The following is a 22,075-nucleotide window of genomic DNA, read 5'->3' as shown; positions in this document are numbered from 1 at the left end:
TATGCTGGGGATGACAGCCGCAGCTTCCCTAGTCTCGGTAGTGCGCCCAGACGTATTCGCACTCACCGAGGAGGCCCCCGTGTCCATCAGCGCCGAGACCACGACCCACGCATCAGTTGCCGCCGCCCATGTGGCCCCGGAGCCGACCCCGGAGGAGGCCGTGCAGCTGGAGCAGCTGTACAAGGACTTCGAGTCGGAGAACCTGATCCCGCTGTGGACGGAGATTGGTGACCTGATGCCGATGGTTCCTTCGCCGAAGGCTGTCCCGCATGTGTGGCGCTGGAACGACCTCTACCCCTTGGCTGCCCGCGCCGGTGACCTGGTACCGGTCGGGCGAGGCGGCGAGCGGCGGGCCATAGCCCTCGCCAACCCGGGGCTGGGTGGCACGCCCTACGCGACACCGACGCTGTGGGCGGCCATCCAGTACCTCGGCGCCCGCGAGACAGCGCCGGAGCACCGGCACTCGCAGAACGCCTTCCGCTTCGTCGTCGAGGGCGAGGGCGTCTGGACGGTGGTGAACGGGGACCCGGTACGGATGTCCCGCGGCGACTTCCTGCTGACACCGGGCTGGAACTTCCACGGCCACCACAACGACACCGATGAGCCGATGGCTTGGATCGACGGGCTGGACATCCCGTTCGTGCACTACGCCGACGCCGGGTTCTTTGAGTTCGGCACCGAGCGCGTCACCGACGAGGCGACCCCGGACATCTCCCGTTCCGAGCGGCTCTGGGCCCACCCGGGCCTGCGCCCGCTGTCCGGGCTGGACGACACCACCAACTCCCCCATCGCCGCATACCGGTGGGAACACACCGACGCCGCGCTGCGCGAGCAGTTGCTGCTGGAGGATGAGGGCCACCCGGCCACGGTGTCCCAGGGCCACGCCGCCATCCGGTACTCGAACCCGACCACCGGCGGGGACGTGATGCCCACCATCCGCGCCGAGTTCCACCGGCTCCGCGCCGGCGCCGCCACCGAGCCCCTGCGCGAGGTCGGTTCCAGTGTGTGGCAGGTCTTCGAAGGCACCGGCACCGTCATTCTCAACGGCGAAACCCGGAACCTCGCCAAGGGCGACCTGTTCGTCGTCCCGTCCTGGCAGGAATGGTCCCTGCAGGCCGAATCCGAATTTGATTTGTTCCGCTTCAGCGACGCCCCCATCTTTGAACGACTGAACTTCAACCGCACCTACACCGAAGGACGCAACAAGTAATGAGACTCCTCACCCTCCGCCTCCCCGAAGGCACGAGCACGGTCGCCGTCCGCCAGGACGGGAACACCCTGACCGAGATCGACGGGTTCACCGACGTCGGCGCCCTTCTGAAAGACTCCGCCTGGGAGTCGATCGCCCACGCGGCCAACGGCGCAACGCACGCGCTCGACGGCGCCGACCTCGAGGCCGTTGTCCCGGCCCCGGGCAAGATCATCTGCGTGGGCCACAACTACCGGAACCACATCAAGGAAATGGGGAGGGAAGTCCCCGAACACCCCACCCTGTTCGCCAAATACGCCGAATCCCTGATCGGCCCGAACGACGACCTCGCGTTGCCGCAGGAATCCGACACGGTGGACTGGGAAGCCGAACTCGCCGTCGTGATCGGCAAAACCGGGCGCCGGATCAGCGAAGCCGACGCCGCAGACCACATCGCCGGCTACTCCGTGCTGAACGACATCAGCATGCGCGACTACCAGTTCCGCACCGTCCAGTGGCTGCAGGGCAAGACCTGGGAAAACTCCACCCCGTTCGGCCCCGCCCTCGTCACCAAGGACGAATTCACCGCCGGGCCCCTCATGACCTCCGCCGTGGACGGCGACATCCAGCAGCAGACCCCCACCGGGGACCTCGTCTTCACCCCCGAATATCTGGTCTCCTACATCTCCACCATCATCACGCTGAACCCCGGCGACGTGATCGCCACCGGCACCCCCGGCGGCGTGGGGCACGCCCAGGACCCCAAGCGCTACCTGCAGGACGGCCAGGCCCTGGTCACCACCATTGATGGCCTGGGCCAGCTGACCAACCGCGTGGTCAAGGAGGCCTGATGGTCGCCCGCACCGACCTCGCCACCGACCCGGGCCTGCAGGAAGAACTCCTGCAGGCCCGGCGGGGCACCGCGTTCTTCGCCCGCAAACTCAACGAACTCACCGACCAAGAGCTCGACGGCGGCTCCCTCCTTCCCGGCTGGACGCGCCGTCACGTCGTGGCCCACGTCGGCTACAACGCCCGCGCGATCGCCCGCCTGGCGGAATGGGCCGGCACCGGGGTGGAGACACCCATGTATCCCTCCACCGAGGTCCGGGACCACGAGATCAACTTTGGCGCCACCCTCTCCCCGATCGCCCTGCGGAACCTCTTCGACCACTCCGCCGTGCACCTGTCCGTCGAATGGCGCGACCTGCCGGACCGGGACTGGGCCAACGAAGTGAAGACCGTCCAGGGCCGCACCGTCCCGGCATCGGAAATCGTCTGGATGCGCACCCGCGAAGTCTGGATCCACGCCGTCGACCTCAGCAACGGGGCAACTTTCAACGACATCCCCGCCCCGGTCCTGGAGCGGCTGCTGCGGGACATCACCGGCGCCTGGAAAACCCGCGGCACCGACGCTGGACTGTTCATCAAGGTCAGCGGCACCGATCTGACGTTCGGGGACACCAGCGCCCCTGACCCGACGATCATCACCGGTCCCCTGCCCGCCGTCGTCGAATGGGCCACCGGCCGCGGCGCCAGCGGCGTCACCGCCGCCCTCGGGACGGAGGTGCTGTCCGAGGTTCCCGCCGCCCCGAAGTGGATCTGAGGCCCAATGTGGATCTGAGGGCGGCCAAAACGCCGGGGTAGACTGTGCCCGTCAGCGCGGGAACGGATCCGACGGAAGGCACATTCATGGGCATGGCCGGGGCAAACGGGGCAATTTCGGACGACGAACTGGACCTCCTCCACCGCTACTGGAGCGCGGCGAACTACCTGACGGTGGCCCAGATCTACCTCCAGGACAATGCATTGCTTCGGGAGCCGCTGCGGCCGGAACACATCAAGCCGCGGCTGCTGGGCCACTGGGGCACCGGACCCGGGCTGTCGCTGATCTACGCCCACCTGAACCGCCTGATCAGGAATACGTCTGCCGAGGTCCTGTTCATCGCCGGGCCGGGCCACGGCGGACCGTCCGTGGTGGCGAACGTCTACCTCGAAGGCACCTACTCCGAGATCTACCCCGACGTCAGCCGCGACGCTGCCGGCCTGCACCGGCTGGCACGGCAGTTTTCGACGCCGGGCGGCGTGGGCAGCCACGTGGGCCCCGCCACGCCCGGATCCATCCACGAGGGCGGCGAGCTGGGCTATTCACTCATGCACGCCACCGGCGCGGTGATGGACAACCCCGGACTCATTGCCGCCTGCGTGGTGGGCGACGGCGAAGCCGAGACCGGCCCGCTCGCCGCCTCCTGGACGGCACCGTTCTTCCTCAACCCCGTGCGGGACGGCGGGGTCCTGCCCATCCTGCACCTCAACGGGGCCAAAATTTCCGGCCCTACTGTCCTGGGCCGCCGGTCTGACGAAGATGTTGAGGCGCTGCTGCGCGCCAACGGCTGGGAGCCCGTGACGGTCTCCGGCGACCAGCCTGAGGAGGTCCACCGGGCCCTGGCCGCCGCGCTCGACAATGCGTATGCCTCGATCCGGGGCATCCAGCGGGACACCCGGGAAGCCGGTTCCGGCGATACCGGAACCGGCCGCAATCTAACGCGAAATCGAACGACGGCGGCACCCTGGCCGGCGATCATCCTGCGCACGCCCAAGGGGTGGACGGGCCCGGAAACCGTGGACGGCAGCCCGGTGGAAGGTACGTTCCGTGCGCACCAGGTTCCCCTGTCCGGCGTCAAGGACGATCCGGAGCACCTGGCGCAGCTGGAGCAGTGGATGCGCTCCTACCAGCCGGAATCGCTGTTCGACGACGGCGGCCGGCTCCTGCCCGAACTGGCCGCACTGGCACCTGAAGGCAGGCTCCGGATGGGGGCCGCACCCTGGGCCAACGGCCAGCCGTCCGTCCCGCTGGAGATTCCCGACCTCGCGCAGTATGCCGTCGACCCCGGACGGCCGGGCTCCACCAGCATCGAAACCACCAAGCCGCTGGGTGAGCTGTTCCGCGACCTCTACACCGGGACGGAGGACAACCCCCGGTTCCGGCTTTTCTGCCCGGACGAGACCAACAGCAACAGGCTGGGCGCCGTCTTCGAGGCCACCGACCGCTGCCTCCTGCTGCCCGGAAGCGACGGGGATGACCACGTCTCGGCGGACGGGCGCGTGATGGAGGTGCTCTCCGAGCACCTGTGCCAGGGCTGGCTGGAGGGCTACCTGCTGACGGGCCGGCACGGGTTCTTCGCCAGCTACGAGGCGTTCGCCATGGTCAGCGCCTCCATGACCGTCCAGCACGCCAAATGGCTGCAGCACGCCCGGGAGCTGGAGTGGCGTTCACCGGTGCCGAGCCTGAACATCCTGCTGACCTCCACGTGCTGGCGCAATGACCACAACGGCTTCAGCCACCAGGGCCCGGGCCTGATCGACACCGTGCTGTCCCTGTCCGGCGAGGTGACGAGGATCTACCTGCCGCCGGACACCAACACGCTGCTGGCGGCCGCAGAGCACGCCCTGCGCAGCAAGGACTACGTGAACCTGGTCGTCGTCGACAAGCAGTCCCATCCCCAGTACCTCACACTGGCGGAAGCCCACGCGCACGCCGAGGCAGGAGCGTCCCGGTGGGATTGGGCCGGCAACGAGAATGGCAGCAGCGCTGAACCCGACATCATTCTCGCCTGCGCCGGCGACATCCCCACCGAGGAGGCACTGGCGGCCGCCTGGCTGTTGCAGCGCCACGTTCCGGAGGCCACCGTGCGCGTGGTGAACGTCATGGACGCCATGGTGCTTCCGCCGCGGGACGTGCACCCCCACGGGCTCGACGACGGGACGTTCACTTCGCTGTTTACGGACACCGGCGAGGTGATCGTGGCCTGGCACGGCTACGCCCGTTCCTTCCACCAGCTCCTGCACGGCCGGCCGAACCCGGAGAGGTTCCACGTCCGCGGCTACAGCCAGCAGGGCACCACCACCACGCCGTTCGACATGGTGGTGCTCAACCGGATGAGCCGCTACCACCTGGCACTGGAGGCACTCCGCCGGATGCCTCGGCATTTCGACGGCGCGGAGGCCCTGGCCGACCACTGCAACCAGCAGTTGGACGCCCACGCCGGGTACATCAGGGAGCACTTCGAAGACCTGCCCGATATCCGCGAGTGGGTCTGGTCGCCGCCAGGTTCCTGAACAGCCGGTTGGGACACTCAAAAAGCGTCGCTGCGCGGGCTTGCGGCGAAGGCAGGGAGACGTTGCCGTCTCCCTGCCTTCTGCGTGCGGACCCGCGTCCCGCGCCCGTCCTTCGGGCTACCTGTTGCGATGGAGTGCAGGGTCGGGGACCGACGCATGCCGGGTGTGTCCGGCAGTCATGGATCTCCAGCTGTTCTGGATGATGAGGGTCCGTCCGCAGATCGCGGTGTTGGGACCGGTTACATGATGCCGGTGGGTACCAGCAGTGCCCAGGCCAGGGCCGGGGCGACCAGCACGACACCCCCGGCATACATCATCAACTGCTTGTAGACGCGCTGCCGGTCGTCCTCGCGGGCGTTGGCGACCACCAGGGCACCGTCGGTGGAGAAGGGCGAGACGTCCACGACGGTGGCCGCGATCGCGAGGGCCGCCACCGTTCCGGACGCGCTCAGCGAGCTCGTGGCCAGCAGCGGGCCGGCCAGCGGGATGAACGCGGTCAGCAAGGCGGTGGAGGAGGCGAAGGCTGAGCCGACGCCGATCACGTAGCAGAGGACCAGTGCGATGAGCAGCGGTGCGCCCAGTGCCAGGGCCTGCTCGGCGAGGGTGTCGATGACGCCCACGTGCTGGAGCAGGGAGACGTAGGTGATCATTCCGGCGACCAGCAGGACGGTGGACCAGGAGACTCCGCCCACGAAGGTCCGGTGTTCCTTGATGTTCACGAACGCCAGCAGGAGGCCGGCGGAGAGGGCCACAAAGCCGATGGGCATGTGGAAGCCCAGGGTGCACACCAGCATCACGGCGATCAGGGCCAGCGTGAAGATTTGCTGGCCATGGGGACGGCCGGTGCGGGAGGTGTCGACGTCGGCGTGCTGGCCGCCGTGGCTGTCGCGCAGTTTGCCGATGAGGGCGAACAGGACCACTGTCAGTGCGGAGAGGATGAGGTTGACGGCGAAGCTGGCGGCGAAGAGTGCGCCCTGGGAAATGGGAAAGTCGTTCTTCAGTGCGATGTCGTGCACCAGTACGCCCGCCACCGAGAGTGGCGAGAAGCCGCCGGCGTGGGCACCGTTGATGATGAACGCGCCCATCAGCACGGGGTGGATGCGCGACTCGTAGGCGAATCCGATGGCCGCCGGTGCCAGCAGCGCGACGGCGGCCGGTGAGAAGGTGCCCAAGGATGTCAGCGCGGCAGCGATCAGGAAGAACACCCACGGCAACAGCATCGTCTTGCCCCTGACGAGGCGCACGCAGGTCCGGACGATGATGTCGATGGTCCCGTTCCGCTGGGCCATGCTGAAGAAGTAGGTGACGCCGATGATCGTCAGGACGATGCTGGCCGGGAATTCTTCAAGGATCTGCTTGTCGGTCATTCCAAGCATGAAGTAGCCGACGCCGAAGGATGCGACCAGCCCCATGACGCCGATGTTCAGCGGCCACTTCGTGGCGACGACGAACATAACCACAAGGATGACGAGCGGGATGATCTGCACAGCGGTCATGGTGGGCTCCCGTTCCGCGGTGGCCGCCGGGTTGAAGATGTCACCCCCCAGCATGAGGGCAATCAACGCCAGGATCGCGAAACCGGCGGCCACCGCCACCAGTAGGATACGGCGGCGTCGGGTGGGACGCCTGGTGTCTTCGCCGCGGGTCTCGCCCGCAGCGGCAATGGTGCGGGTCTCAGTCTTGGTCATGATGGTCTCCTCAGCGATTTGCTCCCGCGAGGGAGGCAGCGACGGCGCTGCCGCTGTCCTCGGGGAGATGGATGATGGTGGTGGCGATCGTGCGGGCCGTGCGGTCGACGCCGACGAGGAGCGTCCTGCCCTGCTCCTCGCTCCACGTCTCGATGACCCCGGCGGGCGTCCGGAGCCGGAGCGTGCTCCCCAGGCTGTCACCCGTGATGCTGTGCAGCACGGTGCCGGAGGTGCGGGCGGCCAGGGTCAGGGCGATGCTGCCGGTGATGGCCAGGGCCGGGTGGGGTTTGCCCATGGAGAGCATCATGACGTTGGCGTCGCAGCCGGGGTCGGCCTGGGTGGGCGCACCGACGATGGCGAGTTTGGGGATGGCCCGCGCCGCTTCCGCTGTCGTGGCGACCAGCCCCATCCGCACCGCTGCCTGGCGCCGGATCAGCTCCAGGGTATCCAGTTGCAACTCCACACCGGCGCGCCAGCTGTCGTACCGCGCCGGGTCCAGGCCGAGCTCCTCGGCGCGGACCATCACCACCGGAGCTCCGGCGTCGACCATGGACACTGTCCAGCGGGTTCCACCGGCGGTGATGGTATCCGTGGCCGCACCGGTGGGCAGCAGGGAACCGGTTGTCTTGCCGGCAGGGTCCTGGAAGCCCAGCCCCACTGCGTAGCCGGGGAAGGGTACGCCGGGCATCTGGGCGTCCGGAACCGCTGCCAGAGCGCCGGCGGGGGTGGGCACGCGCTGGACGATGATTTGGTTGGTATTGGTGTTGCGGGTGACGATCCGGGTGACGTCGCCGGTGGGAGGCACCCACCCCTGCTCGATGGCGTACAGACCCACCACCGCCGAGCCGTTACCGCAGTTGCTGCCCCAGTCCACCGCGGCCTCTTCGATGCCCACCTGGGCGAAGGTGTACTCGACGTCGACGTCGTCGCTGACGGGCCGGTGCAGGATCACAGCCTTGCTCGTAGTCGAGGTGGCTCCGCCGACGCCGTCGATTTGGCGCGAGTCCGGGCTGCCGAACAGCCGCGGCAGCAGCACATCGAGGCTGGTGCCGGCCTCCTGAAGATGCTCCGCTTCGAACACCCAGCACTTGCTGGTGCCTCCGCGCATCCATTGGGCTTGGATCTTCATGGTGTACCGCTTCTCCTCGTGCTCGATTTCGTTATCAGCGCCTGAGAAGAGATTGATCCAGATCACACTTTTAGACAATGTTGGATTATTGTTGGGGGATGTAGGGATGCTTAACTCACCGCGAAGGAGAGGGCTGTTCCCTGCATCTCTCCCCTCGCTGGCCTATCCGGATGCGGCATCTCGTAGGTTCAGGCCGCCGCCTAACAGTGAATGAACCAAATGCGAAGAAGGGCGAAGCGTTGCTTAACGATGAAAGCCAGGACTTGTTCGATATCAGGCGCCTGGCCCTGCTGCTGGAAGTGGTGGAGCAGGGCTCCATCACGGCCGCGGCAGACCTCATGATGTACACGCCCTCGGCTGTCTCCCAGCAGCTGCGTAAGCTCGAACAAGAGGTGGGGCAGCCTCTCCTCACCCGCCGCTCCCGCGGGGTAGTGCCTACCGAAGCCGGCCAGGTGCTGGCTGGCCACGCCCGCAAGATTATCTGGCAGATGCAGGCGGCCCGGTCCGACCTGGGCCAGATTGCCGGCCTCAAACGCGGTTCGCTTACCGTTGGCACCTTCCCCACCCTGGCCGGATCCTTCCTGCCAATCGTCATCCGGACCTTCAAGAAGCGCTATCCGGCCATCAACCTCTCGTTGCGCAGCGCCCGCTTCGATGAACTCGTGGCAGATCTGCAGTCCGGGGCTACGGGACTGTGCCTTCTCTGGGACTACCCGTGGAATCCGTTCCGGGACGACTCCATCCGGGTCACAGAGGTCTTCCGGGAGAGCACCGTGATCCTGGTGGCCCGCAGCCATCCGCTGGCCGACCGGGAACAGGTAAGCATGGCGGAGCTGCGCAACGAGTCCTGGATTGTGCGCGCCGAGGCCCACCCCGTCGTCGAGGTTCTGCAGCGTTCCGCCCACGACACCGGGTTCGAACCCAAGATTGCCTTCCTGGCCAACGACTACCAGGAAGCCCAGGCCATGGTCAGCGTGGGTATGGGTGTGGCCATGGTGCCCAAGACTGCCGTGGCACTGCAGCATCCCGACGTGAAGGTGCTGAGCCTGGGTGCCGCTGCCCCGTTGCGGCGGGTTCTGCTGGCGCAGCGCGAGGACAAGGTCTACGCCCCGGCCGAGGTGGCCTTCCAGTCCACCCTGCTGGAAATTGCGCGCGAACGGGCCGGCGACTACCTCTAGACCGGCCCCGAAGCCGTTTAAATGCCTTCTTCGTCGCTAGGAAGCAGGAGCTGCCGCGCCTGTGTTGACGTTGACCAGCCACGCGATGCCGAACCTGTCGGTGCACATGCCGAAGATGTCGCCCCAAGGTGCCTTGTCCATCGGCACAGTGACTGAGCCACCTTCGCCTGACAACTTGTCGTAGTAGCCGCGCAGTTCGGCCTCGTCGTCCCCGCTGAGCGACACGGAAATGTTGGTCCCCGGCGAGTAATCCATGGAGTTGGGCGTGTCGGCCCCCATGAGCACGAGCCCCTCCGAGGTCAGCATCCCATGCATGATCTTGTCCGCCTCCGCGGGATCTTCACTGGCCTGGAACTCCCCGAAGGTGCTGAGCGCCAGCTCACCGCCGAACACCGACTGGTAGAAGGTCATGGCATCGCGGGCGTTGTCACGGAAGCTGATGTACGGGTTGAGCAGGGTGGACACGATGGTTCTCCTTCGGGTGTACATGTGGCGCGTGGTGAGCGGCGCCCCGGCACTACACATGTTGCCCGAATCCGGCTCCCCTTCATAGGGGTTCACGGAAGTTCATGAGCCGTTCATAAGTGCAGGTCAGGGCCGGAAGCGGTAGCCAATGCCGGCCTCGGTCAGCAGATGGCGCGGGTTGCCGGTGTCCGCCTCGAGCTTGCGCCGCAGCTGCGCCATGTAGACGCGCAGGTAGTTGGCTTCCTTTTCGTAGGCCGGGCCCCACACGCTGGCCAGGATCTGCTGCTGGGTGATGAGCTTCCCCGGGTTCCGTACCAGCAGTTCGAGGATGCTCCACTCCGTGGGAGTGAGCCGCACGGGTTCTCCGTTCCGGGTGACCATCCGCCGTCCCAGGTCCACGCTGAACTCCGGGGTGTCTACCGTGGACGGCTCGGTGGCTTCCGGGGCCCGGCGCAGGAGGGCGCGAAGCCGGGCCAAGAGCTCCTCCAGTCCGAAGGGCTTGGTGATGTAGTCGTCCGCGCCGGCGTCGAGGGCGTCCACCTTGTCTGATGAGCCGTGCCGGGCCGAGAGCACCAGGACCGGCGCGGTACTCCAGCGGCGGAGTTCCCGGAGGACCGCCGCGCCGTCCATGTCGGGCAGTCCGAGGTCCAGGACAACAATCCCGGGCGGATTGCGGGAGGCGGCAATCAGCGCCGCCTCCCCGTCCGCGGCCGTCTCCACGGCGTAGCCATGTGCCTGCAGCGTGATCCGCAGGGCCTTCAGCAGATGCTGGTCATCGTCGACCACGAGGACACCGGTCACGGGGCAGTCTCCTGGGGAGCAACGGCCGGAGAATCAGCGGGAAAAACGGCGGACGGGCCGCCGTCGTGCCTGTCATGCCGTGTTGGGTCGTGCCCTGTTGAGCCATGCCCTGGTGAGTCGTGCCCCGTCGAGAGGGGAAGCCGGATGACCATCGTGAGTCCCCCGCCGGGCGTCTCCTCCGCCGTCAGGCTGCCGCCCATGGCCGAGACGAATCCCCTGGCCACCGCAAGCCCGAGTCCCACGCCGGTTGACTGTGACAGATCGTCCAGGCGCTGGAAGGGCCGGAACATCGCCGGCACATTGCGGTCCGGCACGCCGCGTCCGTGGTCGATGATCCGCAGTTCGCCGGCCGGGTGGCCGTTGAGGACGGCGCTGCTGAGCCCGCCCGACGCCGAGGTCACGGTGACGTCCGATGCGGGCGCGTACTTGACTGCGTTTTCCGCGATGTTGGCGATCACGCGTTCCAGCAGGACGGCGTCAGCGTCGACGGCGGGAAGGTTCGGCGGCAACACCACCCGCACGCTGCCCGGCGGAAGGCCGCGCAGCGCCGGGGGCACGACGTCGAGCCACCGGACAGGCTTCATCAGGGGGCGTACCGAGTCGGCCGTGATCCTGGACATGTCGAGGAGGTTCCCCACCAGGGCGTCCAGCCGGTCCGAACATTCGTCGATGGTTTCCAACAGCTCCTGTTTCTCCTCAGGCGTATACGTGACGGCGGTCTGCAGGAGACCGCCGACGGCGAGCTTGATACCGGCGAGCGGCGTGCGGAGGTCGTGCGAGACGGCCCGGAGGATGGCGGTGCGCATGGTGTTGCCTTCGGCCAGCCGCAGCACCTCCACACGGCTGGCGGCCAGCTGCCGGCGCTCCAGCTGTGCCAGCACGTGCGCTGCGAAGGCGCCCAGCAGGCTGCTGTCCGCAGCCGGCACCGTCCTGCCGAACAACACCAGCCAGGTGCCGTCGTCGACCGGTTCCACAGTGTGCTCGGCAAAGTCCGCGCCTTCCCGTTCAGAATCGGTCAGCTCGCCCGCACTCGCCAGAAGCTTCCGCACTGCCCCGCCCTCCCCGTCGCGGAAAGCGGCTGCCTCACCGAAAGGCTGCACGCCGCCGGAAGCCAGCCCGCTTCGGGAAGCCGTCCCGCTGAAGAGAGCCGCTCCGCGGACTCCAAAGACGTCCAGGGCCTGTTCCAGGAGACTGCCCACGTGGTCCTCCGCGCGTGTGGCTCCGCGGGCCAGCTCGCCGAGCGTCGCCGCCTCGGCGCGCGCCCGTGCGGCTTCCTTGGACCGCCGGGCGGACCTGTCCACCACGCCGGCCACAGCCACCGAGACGCCCACGAACACGGCCAGGGAAAGCAGGTCCTGCGGGTCTTTGATGGCCAGTTCACCAAGCGGCGGCGTCGAGAAGTAGTTGACCAGCAGGCTGCTCCAGAGCGCACCCGCGACAGCCGGCCACAGGCCTCCCACCAGCGCAACGGCCACAGCCCCGGCGAGCTGGACCAGGACGGCGGTGGCCACGCTGTGCTCGATGACGGCGAGCGCCAGCTGCATCAGGATGGGGACGGCGGCCGCCAGCACGAACCCGACGGCGACGCGCACGCGGCCGAGGTCCCGCTGTCGCCGCCGGCCTGTGCCGCGCCCGGCCAGGGGATGCGGCACCACCTGCACGTCGAGGTCGCCTGCACGGCGGATGATCCGTGTCTCCGTGGCGCCGGTGATAAGCCTCGACAGCGGGTGTGCCCGCGACTGGCCGATGACCAGCCGGGTGGCGCCGACGTGGGACGCGAACCCGAGGAGTGCTTCGACGGGGTCAGCTGCGGCGACGGTGTGGTAACTGCCGCCCAGCTCCACCACCAGGCGGCGCTGTGATTCGAGGGCGCTGGTTGATTCCCGCGAGGCGCCCTCCGCGGAACGGATGTGGACGGCGAGCAGGTCCCCGCCACCGGCTCCGTCCAGGACCTTGACGGCACGGCGGATCAGGACCTCCCCCTCAAGGCCTCCCGACAGGCCAATGACGATCCGTTCCCCTGCCATGACGCCATTCTTTCACCTGTCCGCCGGCCAACGCGGCACGGGCGGTGGGGTGCTTCACACCGGCGTTAAGGATCCGTCAAGATTCCGCTGCCGGCGGTCCTGGCGCTCCTGCCCGATGCTACGTTCGGCAGTGCCCGCAGCGAAGTGCCCCGGGCTGAAAGGCACCATGACGACCATGAGCCGCCCACCGGCGGAACCGTCGGAGCTGCACCGCACCCGGAGGCAGCGGCTTCACAGCTGGCTGCTGCTGGGCCTTCAGGACAGTAAGGGATCCCACCAGGGACCCGGCGGCCGGACCACGGCCCACGAGCGGAAGCATGCATGGTGGCAGGTCATGTGCCTGACCGGCGTGGACTACTTCTCCACGCTCGGCTACCAGCCCGCCATGGCCGCGCTCGCGGCCGGCGTCATTTCCCCGCTGGCCACGCTGGTCCTGGTGGCCGTCACTCTGTTCGGGGCACTGCCGGTGTACCGCCGCGTGGCGGGTGAAAGTTCCCACGGCGAGGGTTCCATCGCCATGCTGGAGGGGCTTCTCCCCCGCTGGGGCGGCAAGCTGTTCGTCCTGGTGCTGCTCGGCTTTGCGGCGACGGACTTCATGATCACCATGACCCTCTCCGCCGCCGACGCCACGGCGCACCTCATCCAGAATCCTTACGCCCCGTTGTGGCTGCAGGGGCAGGAGGTGACGGTGACCCTCGTTCTCCTGGCGCTGCTTGCTGGCGTCTTCCTGCGGGGGTTCAAGGAGGCGATCGGGATCGCCGTCGTCCTGGTGGCGGTTTATCTGGGACTGAACGTCGTGGTGGTGGCAAGAGCCGCCGTCGAAACCCTGGGCCACCCGACCGCCGTCGGTGACTGGTGGCAGGCCCTGGGGACGTCGCACGGCAATCCTGTCCTGGCGGTGGCCATAGCGCTGCTGGTGTTTCCCAAACTGGCCCTTGGGCTGTCCGGCTTCGAAACCGGCGTGGCGGTCATGCCGCAGGTCCGGGGGCGGGATTCGGACACCGAGGAGGACCCGGCGGGCCGCGTCGAGGGAACCCGCCGCATGCTGACCACGGCCGCGCTGATCATGAGCGCGTTCCTCATCGCCAGCAGCCTCACCACGGTAATCCTCATTCCGGCGGCCGAATTTCAACCCGGCGGGCAGGCCAACGGACGCGCCCTTGCCTTCCTCGCCCACCAGTACCTGGGGAACGGGTTCGGCACGGTCTACGACCTGAGCACCATCGCCATCCTGTGGTTCGCGGGAGCGTCGGCGATGGCCGGGCTGTTGAACCTGGTGCCGAGGTACCTGCCGCGATACGGGATGGCGCCCGAGTGGGCGAAGGGCGTCCGGCCGCTGGTGCTGGTTTTCGGCTTCATCGCCTTCCTTGTCACCATTCTTTTCGAGGCCGACGTCGACGCCCAGGGCGGTGCGTACGCCACCGGCGTGCTGGTGCTGATGACCTCCGCGGCAGTCGCCGTCGCACTGTCCGCCCGGCGCCGCCGGCAGCGGAAGCGCACCGCCGGCTTCGGGCTGATCGCGCTGGTGTTCATCTACACGACGGTCGCGAACGTCATTGAGCGGCCCGAGGGCATCCGTATCGCGGGGTTCTTCATCGCCGGCATCATCGTCATTTCGCTGCTGTCCAGGATCGGGCGGTCCTTCGAGCTGCACGCTACCCACGTCCGCCTCGACCGGACGGCCTTGGAATTCGTCGCCGCGGACGAGAGCGGCCCGATCGGGATCATCGCGCACGAGCCCCGCAGGCTGACCGCGGAGGCGTACCGGCAGAAGCTGACATCCGCCATCGAGGTCAGCCGCCTGCCGGTCCATTACGAGGCGCTGTTCCTTGAGGTGATCGTTGACGACTCCTCGGACTTCGAAACCGAGCTGCAGGTGCACGGGGTGGTGCGGCACGGCTACCGGGTGCTGGAGGTGCACGGGCCCGTCGTTCCGAACACCATCGCGTCCGTGCTCCTGCACATCCGGGACGTCACCGGGCTCATGCCGCACATCTATTTCCGCTGGACGGAGGGGAATCCCGTGGTGAACCTGCTGCGCTTCCTGTTCCTCGGGGAAGGTGAGATCGCGCCGGTCACGCGGGAAGTGCTGCGGGAAGCCGAACCGGAGGTCACCAGGCGGCCGTGGGTGCACGTGGGGTGAGCGGGCGGGGCTGACTGGACGCGGCGGTGCGTGTGGGTGCGTGCGTGGACGGCGGCCGGGCCGTAGGCTCAACGCATGGCGAAATTCTTTGATGTCCACCCCGAGGACCCCCAGCCCCGCGCGATTTCACAGATCGTGGAGCTCCTTCGATCGGGCGGGCTGATCGCCTACCCTACGGACTCCTGCTACGCCCTCGGCGCCCAGCTGGGCAACAAGGAGGCGCTGGACCGGATCCGTTCCATCCGCCAGCTGGACGACAAACACCATTTCACGCTTGTCTGCCGGGATTTCGCCCAGCTTGGGCAGTTCGTGAACATCGGCAACGACGTGTTCCGCAGCATCAAGTCCGTCACGCCGGGCAGCTACACCTTCATCCTGCCGGCCACCAAGGAGGTCCCGCGCCGGCTGCTGCACCCGAAGAAGAAGACGGTGGGTGTGCGCATTCCGCGGCACAACTTCGTCCAGGCGCTGCTGGCGGAGCTTGGCGAACCTTTGCTGTCCAGCACGCTGCTGCTGCCGGACGAAGAGGACCCGCTGACCCAGGGCTGGGAAATCAAGGAGCGGCTGGACCATGTGGTGGACGCGGTGATCGAGTCCGGTGACACCGGCTCCGAACCGACCACCGTCGTCGACTTCTCCGGCGGCACTGCCGAGGTGGTGCGCCGCGGTACCGGCGACCCGTCGCGGTTTGAGTAGGGACAGGTTTGAGTAGGGACGGGTCTAGGTTGCGCGGAGTCCGGGCGTAGGCACCGCCCCGGGCGGGGCGGTGCCTACGCCCGGGGCGGGGCGCTGCCCCCGGCTACTCGGGCTTCTTCGCCCTGCTGGGCTGCACGCGGGGCGGTTCGCCCGGCATCTTGGGGTAGTCCGGCGGGAACGGCAGTTCCCCCAGTCCGTTCTCGAGGTCGCGCTCCCACCACCCCAGCAGTGTGTCGATGGTGCCCGGGCTGGCATGCATCTCTGCCCACGGGTCCCCCAGCGTCTTCAGCCTGTCCGGCACGGTGAGGATGGTGAAGTCCTTTGGATTCACGCTCTCCAGTTCATCCCAGGTGATGGGACACGACACGGAAGCGTGCGGGAGGGCCCGCGGGCTGTAGGCGCCGGCGATGGTGCGGTCGCGGTTGGCCTGGTTGAAATCGAGGAAGATTCGCTCCCCGCGTTCCTCCTTCCACCAGTTCGTGGTCACCTTGTCCGGCATCCGCCGCTCGAGTTCCCGGGCGGCACCGATGACGGCATGGCGGACGTCCAGGAACTCGCGGGTAGGCTCAATGGGCGCGTACACGTGCAGGCCGCGGTTCCCCGATGTCTTGATAAATGCGTTCAGCCCAGCCTCCGACAGCACTTTCCTCAACTCCAGGGCCGCAGGGACTGCGTCGTCGAAGTCCGTGCCGGGCTGCGGGTCAAGGTCGATGCGCAGCTGATCCGGGTTATCCGAATTTTCGGCGCGGGAGGGCCACGGGTGGAAGACGACGGTGTTCATCTGCACCGCCCATACTGCGGCCGCAGGTTCGTCCAGGACCAGCTGGGGATGCGAGCGCGCGCTCGGATAGACCACCTTGACCGAACGGATGAAGTCCGGCGTCCCCTTCGGCGGATTCTTGGAGAAGAACTGCTCGCCGTCGACGTTGTCCGAAAACCGCTGGAGGGACACCGGCCGGTCGCCATTCGCCCTGATAAAGGCCTCACCCACATCCACGATGTAGCGTGCGAGATCCAGCTTGGTCAGCCCCAGCTCGGGCCACAGCACACGGCTCGGGCTGGAGATGCGCATTTCCCGGGGGCCGTCCGGTCCGTCGACACTGATGGTGGTCTGTTCACTGGCCATGGGGACAACCTACCCCGCGCGGCCCGCAGGCGTCAGCAGTATGCCCGCCGCAATTCCTGCCATTGATCCGTGGCGGGCGGATCACGTGAGGGGTCCCGGCGTCGGCCCCGAAGAAACACCTGCCCGCTCTCTGGGCAGCGGCGGGGCCATCTGTAAGGATGAAACCCACCGGGCGCCGCCAGGCGCAGAGCATCGTCGAAGGAGACCCGTTCCATGGTTGAACCCGCGAGTCTGGACGCTGCCCAGGGACTATCCGCCGCCGGCGAATCCGGTTCGCCGCAGCCGTCCGGGGCACCCCGGGCAGACAGCCGCCATCTGTTCAGCACAGTGGCCGGGAAAGCCGGACTGGAGCAGGGCAGCCAGGACTGGACCGCACTGGAGCAGCGCTTCGACCTCCATTTCCCCGACCTGACCAGGCTTTTCCGATCGCTGTACGGATCGCGGGCGGACATCGAGGAGCAGCTGGCGGCCCTCGCACTGGAGGTCGCCCGCTCCTGGAAGGAGCGGCCTGCAGACCTGAAGGAGCTCGACGCCGGCCGCGAAGGCAATACCGATTGGTTCCAGTCCAACCGCATGCTCGGCGGCGTCTGCTACGTGGACCGCTATGCGGCAGACCTGGAGGGCGTCCGGGCCCGCATCCCATATTTCAAGGAACTCGGCCTCACCTACCTGCACCTGATGCCTCTATTCCTGGCCCCGGAGCCCCTGTCCGACGGCGGCTACGCCGTGTCCAGCTACCGCGAGGTCAACCCGAAGCTCGGCACCATGGCCCAGCTGCGGGCGCTTGCCGCCGAGCTGCGGGCGAACGGCATCAGCCTGGTGGTGGACTTCATCTTCAACCACACCTCGAACGAGCACGAGTGGGCGCAGCGGGCCGCCGAGGGCGATCCGCGCTACAGCGACTATTACTGGATCTACCCGGACCGCGCCATGCCCGATGCGTTCGAACAGAACGTGCGCGAAATCTTCCCGGAGGACCACCCTGGCTCCTTCGTACAGCTGCCGGACGGCCGGTGGGTCTGGGCCACCTTCCACACCTTCCAGTGGGACCTCAACTACTCCAACCCCGAGGTGTTTCGCGCCATGGCGGGAGAAATGCTGTTCCTGGCCAACCTGGGCGTGGACATCCTGCGGATGGACGCTGTGGCCTTCATCTGGAAGCAGCTGGGGACACCGTGCGAGAGTCTGCCTGAGGCGCACACCCTGCTGCAGGCCTTCAACGCGGTCTGCCGGCTGGCGGCACCGTCGCTGCTGTTCAAGTCCGAGGCGATCGTGCACCCGGACGAGGTGGCCCTGTACATCGATCCAGCCGAGTGCCAGCTCTCCTATAACCCGCTGCAGATGGCACTGACCTGGGAAGCCCTCGCCACGCGGAACGTGTCGCTGCTCGCCCAGGCCCTTGAGCGGCGGCACAACATTGCGCCGGGAACGTCCTGGGTGAACTATGTGCGGAGCCACGACGACATCGGCTGGACGTTCGCCGATGAGGACGCCGCCGAGTTCGGCATCAATGGCTTCGACCACCGCCGGTTCCTGAATTCGTTCTACGTCAACCGTTTCCCCGGCAGCTTCGCCCGCGGGGTGCCGTTCCAGGACAACCCGCGGACCGGCGACTGCCGCATCTCGGGCACCACGGCGTCGCTGTGCGGCCTGGAGGACGGTTCGGCCGAGGCCATCCGCCGCATTCTGCTCACCCACTCGGTGGCCTTCAGCACCGGCGGCATCCCGCTGCTCTACCTCGGCGACGAGGTGGGTCAGCTCAATGACTACGACTACACGCTGGAGGACGGCCACGAGACCGACAGCCGATGGGTGCACCGGCCGCAGTTCCCAGCAGAAAGATACGCGAAGCGCCTGGACCCGGCCACGCCCGAGGGCGCCGTGTTTGCCGGTCTCAGGCGGCTGGCGGAAGTCCGCGGGGCAACCCCCGAACTGGCCGGTACCCGGCTCGATCCGTTCACCACGAACAACCCCGCTGTGCTGGGTTACCAGCGGCCCGGCGAGGGAACGGTGGTCCTGGCCCTGGCCAACTTCAGTGACGGTCCGCAGGTGGTGTCGGCGGAAACGCTGTCCGGATTCGCGGCCGAGGCTTTGGACCTGTTTTCCGACGAGCCGGTCCGGATCGACGAGGGGCTCGTGCTGCGGCCGCTGGATTACGCCTGGCTCAGGGTGGTGCCGGCCTAGTAGCCAACCGGCCGGCTAGGCATTCACCTTGCTGCGCGGTTTCCTGATCTTTCCGGCGACGAAAACACCCGCCAGGACGACGCACCCGGCTATCACGAGGATTTGCAGCATGCCGGCGTACTGCTCAACCAAGTGCCAGTTCTCCCCGAGGAGACTTTCGCCTGCCTGTGCCCGGGCTGTGCATCACGACGCCGGCGTCCGGATCAGGGAGTCCGGATCAGGCATGATGGAGTCATGCCCACCGCTGATTCCCCCGTCACCATCGCCGTCGGCGAAGGCCACGTCTCCGGTGCCTACGCGCGGCCGGCCAATCCGTTCGCAACGCTCGTGCTGGCCCACGGCGCCGGGGCGGGCATGGAGCATCCGTTCATGCGCGGGTTCACCGACGCGCTGAACGACGACGGCGTCGCCACCTTGCGCTTCAACTTCCCTTACCGTGAGGCGGGCCGGAAGTTCCCCGACCGGCCGCCGGCGGCGATTGCCACCTGGCGGGCGGCCATGGCCGAAGCGGCGGCCCGGGCCGAGTCCGCAGGGGAAGCAGAGCCGGTGTGGGCGGCCGGGAAGTCGTTCGGCGGCCGGATGGCCTCCATGGCCGTGGCAGAAGGCATGCCGGCCGCCGGCCTCATCTACCTCGGCTACCCGCTGCACCCGCCGGGCAAGCCGGAGAAGCTCCGCGACGAGCACCTCTACGGGCTGGAAACCCCCATGCTTTTCCTGCAGGGAACACGCGACACCTTCGCCACCCGGGAGCTGCTGGAAGGCGTGGTGTCACGGATCGGACCGACGGCCACACTCCAGTGGTGCGAGGGCGGCGACCACTCATTTGCGGTCGCCGGAAACAAGCGCAGCGCCGAGGACATCGGTGCCTCGCTGGCGGCGCCGGTCGCAGCGTTCCTGCGCGCCAACAACCCCGCCGGTTAAGATTTCAGGCGTGCGCCGCCGCCGGCGCCACGTTGCCCGGGACCGGTTCGTGCCGCAGGTAGCTGCGGCGGAACCGGCCCGTGCCCGCAGTCAGCGCCCGCAACTGGACCGCATAGCGGAGGAGTTCTCCGTCCGGAACCTCTGCGGTAACTTCCGTGGCATCCCCGCCGGACGACGTCGTGCCCGTGAGCCGGCCACGGCGTGAGGAAAGGTCGCTCATGACCGCCCCGACGTATTCGTCCGGGATGCTGATGGTGACGGCGGAGACGGGCTCCAGCAGCTGGATGCGGCCGGCGGCCGCAGCCTCGCGAAGTGCCAGCGCGCCGGCGGACTGGAACGCGGCGTCCGAGGAGTCAACGCTGTGGGCCTTGCCGCCCACGAGGGTCACCCGGATGTCAACCACCGGGAATCCTGCGGAAACGCCCTTCTGCATCTGCGCCCGCACACCCTTCTCCACCGAGCCGATGAACTGGTTCGGCACCACCCCGCCCACGGTCTTGTCCACGAACTCGAAGCCCGCCCCGCGTTCGAGCGCCTCCACCTCGATGTCGCAGATGGCGTACTGGCCGTGGCCGCCGGACTGCTTGACGTAGCGCCCGTGCCCGGCGGCCGGCGCGGCGAAGGTCTCGCGCAGCGGCGTCACCACCGGCACGGTCTGCAGCTTCACGCCCTGGTCGCGCAGCCGGTCCAGGATCACCTCACCGTGCGCCTCACCCATGCACCACAGGATGAGCTGGTGGGTTTCCGAGTTGCGTTCCACCCGGAGGGTCGGGTCACCCGCGGCCACCTTGCCCAGGCTCTTGGCGAGGGCGTCCTCGTCGCTGCGGGTGGCGGCCTCGACGGCCACCGGCATGAGCGGTTCGGGCATGTCCCAGGCGATGATCAGCAGCGGGTCATCCTTGGCTGACACGGTATCGCCCGTTTCCGCGCTGCCCAGCTTGGTGATGGCGCAGATGTCGCCGGCGACGGAGTACGGGACGGGCCGCAGGCTTGCCCCCATTGGGGAGTAGAGGTGGGTGAGGCGCTCATCGCTGTCGTGGTCCTCGTGCCCGCGTTCGGCCAGGCCGCGGCCGCTGACGTGCACGGCCGAATCCTCCCGCAGCGTGCCGGAAAAGACGCGCACCAGGCAGACCCGTCCCAGGAACGGATCCATGGTGGTGCGCACCACCTCACCGGCCAGCGGTCCGTCGGGGTCGCAGGAGAGCGGCCCGGCCGGTTGGCCGGCAAGGTCAGTCACGTCCGGCACGGCACGCTCAAGGGGTGTCGGAAACGCCCGGGTCACCATGTCCAGCAGCTCCGTGATCCCCAGTCCCTTTTCAGCCGACGTCGCCAGGACGGGAAAGAACGATCCACGCGCCACAGCCGTTTCGAGGTCGCCCACCAGGACGTCGACGTCGATGTCCTCGCCTCCAAGGTAGCGGTCCATCAGCGACTCGTCCTCGCTCTCGGAGATGATGCCCTCGATCAGCGCGCCGCGCTCGGACTCCGCGGCGGCGAGCTCATCCTCACTCGCCTTACGGACCGAGGGCTCCGGGGATTCGCCGTCGTACTCCGAGACCTGCCCGGACAGCAGCCCCAGCAGTCCCGTGACACTGCCGTTCGTGCGGACCGGGAGGTAGGCCGGCACCACCGACTGGCCAAAGGCGCGCTGGCAGGCGGCCAGGGCGGCGTCGAAATTCGCCCGCGGGTGATCAAGCCGGCTGATCACCACGGCCCGGGGCGTATCCAACTGGGCGCATTCCGCCCACAGGGCGGTGGTGGCGGCATCGACCCCGTCCACGGCCGACACCACGAACAGTGCCGCGTCGGCAGCGCGCAGCCCGGCACGCAGCTCTCCGGTGAAGTCCCCGTAGCCCGGTGTGTCCAGCAGGTTCACCTTCACGCCGTCGTAAATCAGCGGCGCCACGGAAAGGACCACGGAGCGCTGCTGGTGGATCTCGGACGGTTCCGCATCACTGACCGTGTTGCCGTCAACGATGGAGCCCATCCGCGGGATGGTCCCGGTGGCTGCGAGCAGGGCTTCGAGCAGCATGGTCTTGCCGGCCCCGGAGTGTCCCACCAGCGCGACGTTGCGGATGCCCTCCGGCCTGTCCACCGGGGCTCCGGCTGACGCGTCCGCCCGCCGGAGATCGGAACTGCCGCGGCCCGGACCCTTGCCCCGGCCGTTAGTGCCCTTTACCGACATGACCATCTCCCGGCGTGCTAGTCGTGAGCCGCCAAGCGGCCTTAGTAAGAAGATTCGACACCCAAAGCTGCTGATCAGCAAGGGGTCCGGGCGCTCGGCGCCAGTCCGGCGGCGCGGCGGCGCGGCTTTCCGGAGCCGTTACCGCCGGCAGGCAATAACCCGTTGCGGCGTCATCCAGGTAGGGGGACGATGGATAACGTGGCCGCACGGGCCGGCCCATGCCATCC

The 22,075-nt window shown here is 67.9% G+C and carries 16 protein-coding genes; 9 read left to right on the top strand and 7 right to left on the bottom strand.

What is annotated here, in order from left to right; translation table 11 throughout:
* The first annotated feature begins 79 nt into the window (after nt 1–79).
* The 4 genes from QF036_RS13575 to QF036_RS13560 all read left to right on the top strand — a co-directional run bounded on the left by QF036_RS13575 (nt 80) and on the right by QF036_RS13560 (nt 5,305).
* The gene (locus tag QF036_RS13575) at nt 80–1,210 is read left to right on the top strand and encodes a cupin domain-containing protein (protein WP_307105919.1); all 1,131 of its coding nucleotides are present in this window, start codon (nt 80–82) and stop codon (nt 1,208–1,210) included.
* The gene (locus QF036_RS13570) at nt 1,210–2,040 is read left to right on the top strand and encodes a fumarylacetoacetate hydrolase family protein (RefSeq protein WP_307102624.1); all 831 of its coding nucleotides are present in this window, start codon (nt 1,210–1,212) and stop codon (nt 2,038–2,040) included. Before QF036_RS13575 ends, QF036_RS13570 begins: the two co-directional genes overlap by 1 nt.
* Nucleotides 2,040–2,792 carry a maleylpyruvate isomerase family mycothiol-dependent enzyme gene (locus QF036_RS13565; protein WP_307102622.1) on the top strand — a complete coding sequence of 251 codons (753 nt, stop codon included), beginning with the start codon at nt 2,040–2,042 and terminating at the stop codon, nt 2,790–2,792. Before QF036_RS13570 ends, QF036_RS13565 begins: the two co-directional genes overlap by 1 nt.
* An 86-nt stretch (nt 2,793–2,878) precedes the next feature.
* Complete coding sequence (locus tag QF036_RS13560; protein ID WP_307102621.1) at nt 2,879–5,305, top strand: phosphoketolase family protein; 2,427 nt, start codon at nt 2,879–2,881, stop codon at nt 5,303–5,305.
* Between the two features lie 239 nt (nt 5,306–5,544).
* On the opposite strand, the gene QF036_RS13555 is transcribed toward QF036_RS13560, so the two are convergent.
* Both QF036_RS13555 and QF036_RS13550 read right to left on the bottom strand, forming a co-directional pair.
* Nucleotides 5,545–6,993 (bottom strand): SLC13 family permease, encoded by a 1,449-nt coding sequence (locus QF036_RS13555; protein ID WP_003805482.1) that lies wholly within the window; start codon nt 6,991–6,993, stop codon nt 5,545–5,547.
* A 10-nt stretch (nt 6,994–7,003) separates the two neighbouring features.
* Nucleotides 7,004–8,122, bottom strand: a complete 1,119-nt coding sequence (locus QF036_RS13550; RefSeq protein ID WP_307105918.1) for a PrpF domain-containing protein — start codon at nt 8,120–8,122, stop codon at nt 7,004–7,006.
* Nucleotides 8,123–8,361: 239 nt separating this feature from the next.
* On the opposite strand from QF036_RS13550, the gene QF036_RS13545 reads away from it, so the two are divergent.
* Nucleotides 8,362–9,300 (top strand): LysR family transcriptional regulator, encoded by a 939-nt coding sequence (locus QF036_RS13545; protein WP_307105916.1) that lies wholly within the window; start codon nt 8,362–8,364, stop codon nt 9,298–9,300.
* 36 nt (nt 9,301–9,336) lie between these two features.
* Here the strand turns inward: QF036_RS13545 and QF036_RS13540 are convergent, their stop codons facing one another.
* From QF036_RS13540 to QF036_RS13530, 3 genes are all read right to left on the bottom strand, one after another.
* Nucleotides 9,337–9,765: a VOC family protein gene (locus QF036_RS13540; protein WP_307102618.1), complete on the bottom strand. Its 429-nt coding sequence runs from the start codon at nt 9,763–9,765 to the stop codon at nt 9,337–9,339.
* A gap of 126 nt (nt 9,766–9,891) precedes the next feature.
* Entirely contained in the window at nt 9,892–10,566 is a 675-nt protein-coding gene (locus tag QF036_RS13535) for a response regulator (RefSeq protein ID WP_306923446.1), read from the bottom strand.
* On the bottom strand, nt 10,563–12,593 hold the full coding sequence (locus QF036_RS13530) for a DUF4118 domain-containing protein (protein ID WP_307102616.1): 2,031 nt from the start codon (nt 12,591–12,593) through the stop codon (nt 10,563–10,565). Before QF036_RS13530 ends, QF036_RS13535 begins: the two co-directional genes overlap by 4 nt.
* 166 nt (nt 12,594–12,759) lie before the next feature.
* On the opposite strand from QF036_RS13530, the gene QF036_RS13525 reads away from it, so the two are divergent.
* Together QF036_RS13525 and QF036_RS13520 are read left to right on the top strand one after the other, a co-directional pair.
* Nucleotides 12,760–14,736: an amino acid transporter gene (locus QF036_RS13525; RefSeq protein WP_307102614.1), complete on the top strand. Its 1,977-nt coding sequence runs from the start codon at nt 12,760–12,762 to the stop codon at nt 14,734–14,736.
* A 75-nt stretch (nt 14,737–14,811) separates the two neighbouring features.
* Nucleotides 14,812–15,432 carry an L-threonylcarbamoyladenylate synthase gene (locus QF036_RS13520; RefSeq protein ID WP_003805468.1) on the top strand — a complete coding sequence of 207 codons (621 nt, stop codon included), beginning with the start codon at nt 14,812–14,814 and terminating at the stop codon, nt 15,430–15,432.
* 103 nt (nt 15,433–15,535) lie between these two features.
* On the opposite strand, the gene ligD is transcribed toward QF036_RS13520, so the two are convergent.
* Nucleotides 15,536–16,558 (bottom strand): non-homologous end-joining DNA ligase, encoded by a 1,023-nt coding sequence (gene ligD, locus QF036_RS13515; RefSeq protein ID WP_307102612.1) that lies wholly within the window; start codon nt 16,556–16,558, stop codon nt 15,536–15,538.
* Between the two features lie 213 nt (nt 16,559–16,771).
* Here ligD and QF036_RS13510 point away from each other — a divergent pair, with 213 nt between their 5' ends.
* On the top strand, nt 16,772–18,742 hold the full coding sequence (locus QF036_RS13510; protein WP_307102610.1) for an alpha-amylase family protein: 1,971 nt from the start codon (nt 16,772–16,774) through the stop codon (nt 18,740–18,742).
* 234 nt (nt 18,743–18,976) lie between these two features.
* Nucleotides 18,977–19,663, top strand: coding sequence for an alpha/beta hydrolase family protein (locus QF036_RS13505; protein WP_307102608.1), 687 nt, complete (start codon nt 18,977–18,979; stop codon nt 19,661–19,663).
* Nucleotides 19,664–19,667: 4 nt separating this feature from the next.
* Here the strand turns inward: QF036_RS13505 and QF036_RS13500 are convergent, their stop codons facing one another.
* Nucleotides 19,668–21,848 carry an elongation factor G-like protein EF-G2 gene (locus tag QF036_RS13500; protein WP_307102606.1) on the bottom strand — a complete coding sequence of 727 codons (2,181 nt, stop codon included), beginning with the start codon at nt 21,846–21,848 and terminating at the stop codon, nt 19,668–19,670.
* Between the last annotated feature and the right edge of the window lie 227 nt (nt 21,849–22,075).

The organism is Arthrobacter globiformis (assembly GCF_030817195.1).
Taxonomy (GTDB): Bacteria; Actinomycetota; Actinomycetes; order Actinomycetales; family Micrococcaceae; genus Arthrobacter; species Arthrobacter globiformis_D.
The sequence above is the reverse complement of the archived record's forward strand: the minus strand, read 5'-3'. Positions and strand labels throughout refer to the sequence as shown.

Coding starts and splice junctions, on each gene's coding strand:
- ligD (WP_307102612.1), bottom strand. CDS start 16,558: ATGGCCAGTGAACAGACCACCATCAGTGTCGACGGACCGGACGGCCCC.
- QF036_RS13525 (WP_307102614.1), top strand. CDS start 12,760: ATGACGACCATGAGCCGCCCACCGGCGGAACCGTCGGAGCTGCACCGC.
- QF036_RS13560 (WP_307102621.1), top strand. CDS start 2,879: ATGGGCATGGCCGGGGCAAACGGGGCAATTTCGGACGACGAACTGGAC.
- QF036_RS13520 (WP_003805468.1), top strand. CDS start 14,812: ATGGCGAAATTCTTTGATGTCCACCCCGAGGACCCCCAGCCCCGCGCG.
- QF036_RS13570 (WP_307102624.1), top strand. CDS start 1,210: ATGAGACTCCTCACCCTCCGCCTCCCCGAAGGCACGAGCACGGTCGCC.
- QF036_RS13510 (WP_307102610.1), top strand. CDS start 16,772: ATGGTTGAACCCGCGAGTCTGGACGCTGCCCAGGGACTATCCGCCGCC.
- QF036_RS13555 (WP_003805482.1), bottom strand. CDS start 6,993: ATGACCAAGACTGAGACCCGCACCATTGCCGCTGCGGGCGAGACCCGC.
- QF036_RS13550 (WP_307105918.1), bottom strand. CDS start 8,122: ATGAAGATCCAAGCCCAATGGATGCGCGGAGGCACCAGCAAGTGCTGG.
- QF036_RS13505 (WP_307102608.1), top strand. CDS start 18,977: ATGCCCACCGCTGATTCCCCCGTCACCATCGCCGTCGGCGAAGGCCAC.
- QF036_RS13500 (WP_307102606.1), bottom strand. CDS start 21,848: ATGTCGGTAAAGGGCACTAACGGCCGGGGCAAGGGTCCGGGCCGCGGC.
- QF036_RS13565 (WP_307102622.1), top strand. CDS start 2,040: ATGGTCGCCCGCACCGACCTCGCCACCGACCCGGGCCTGCAGGAAGAA.
- QF036_RS13530 (WP_307102616.1), bottom strand. CDS start 12,593: ATGGCAGGGGAACGGATCGTCATTGGCCTGTCGGGAGGCCTTGAGGGG.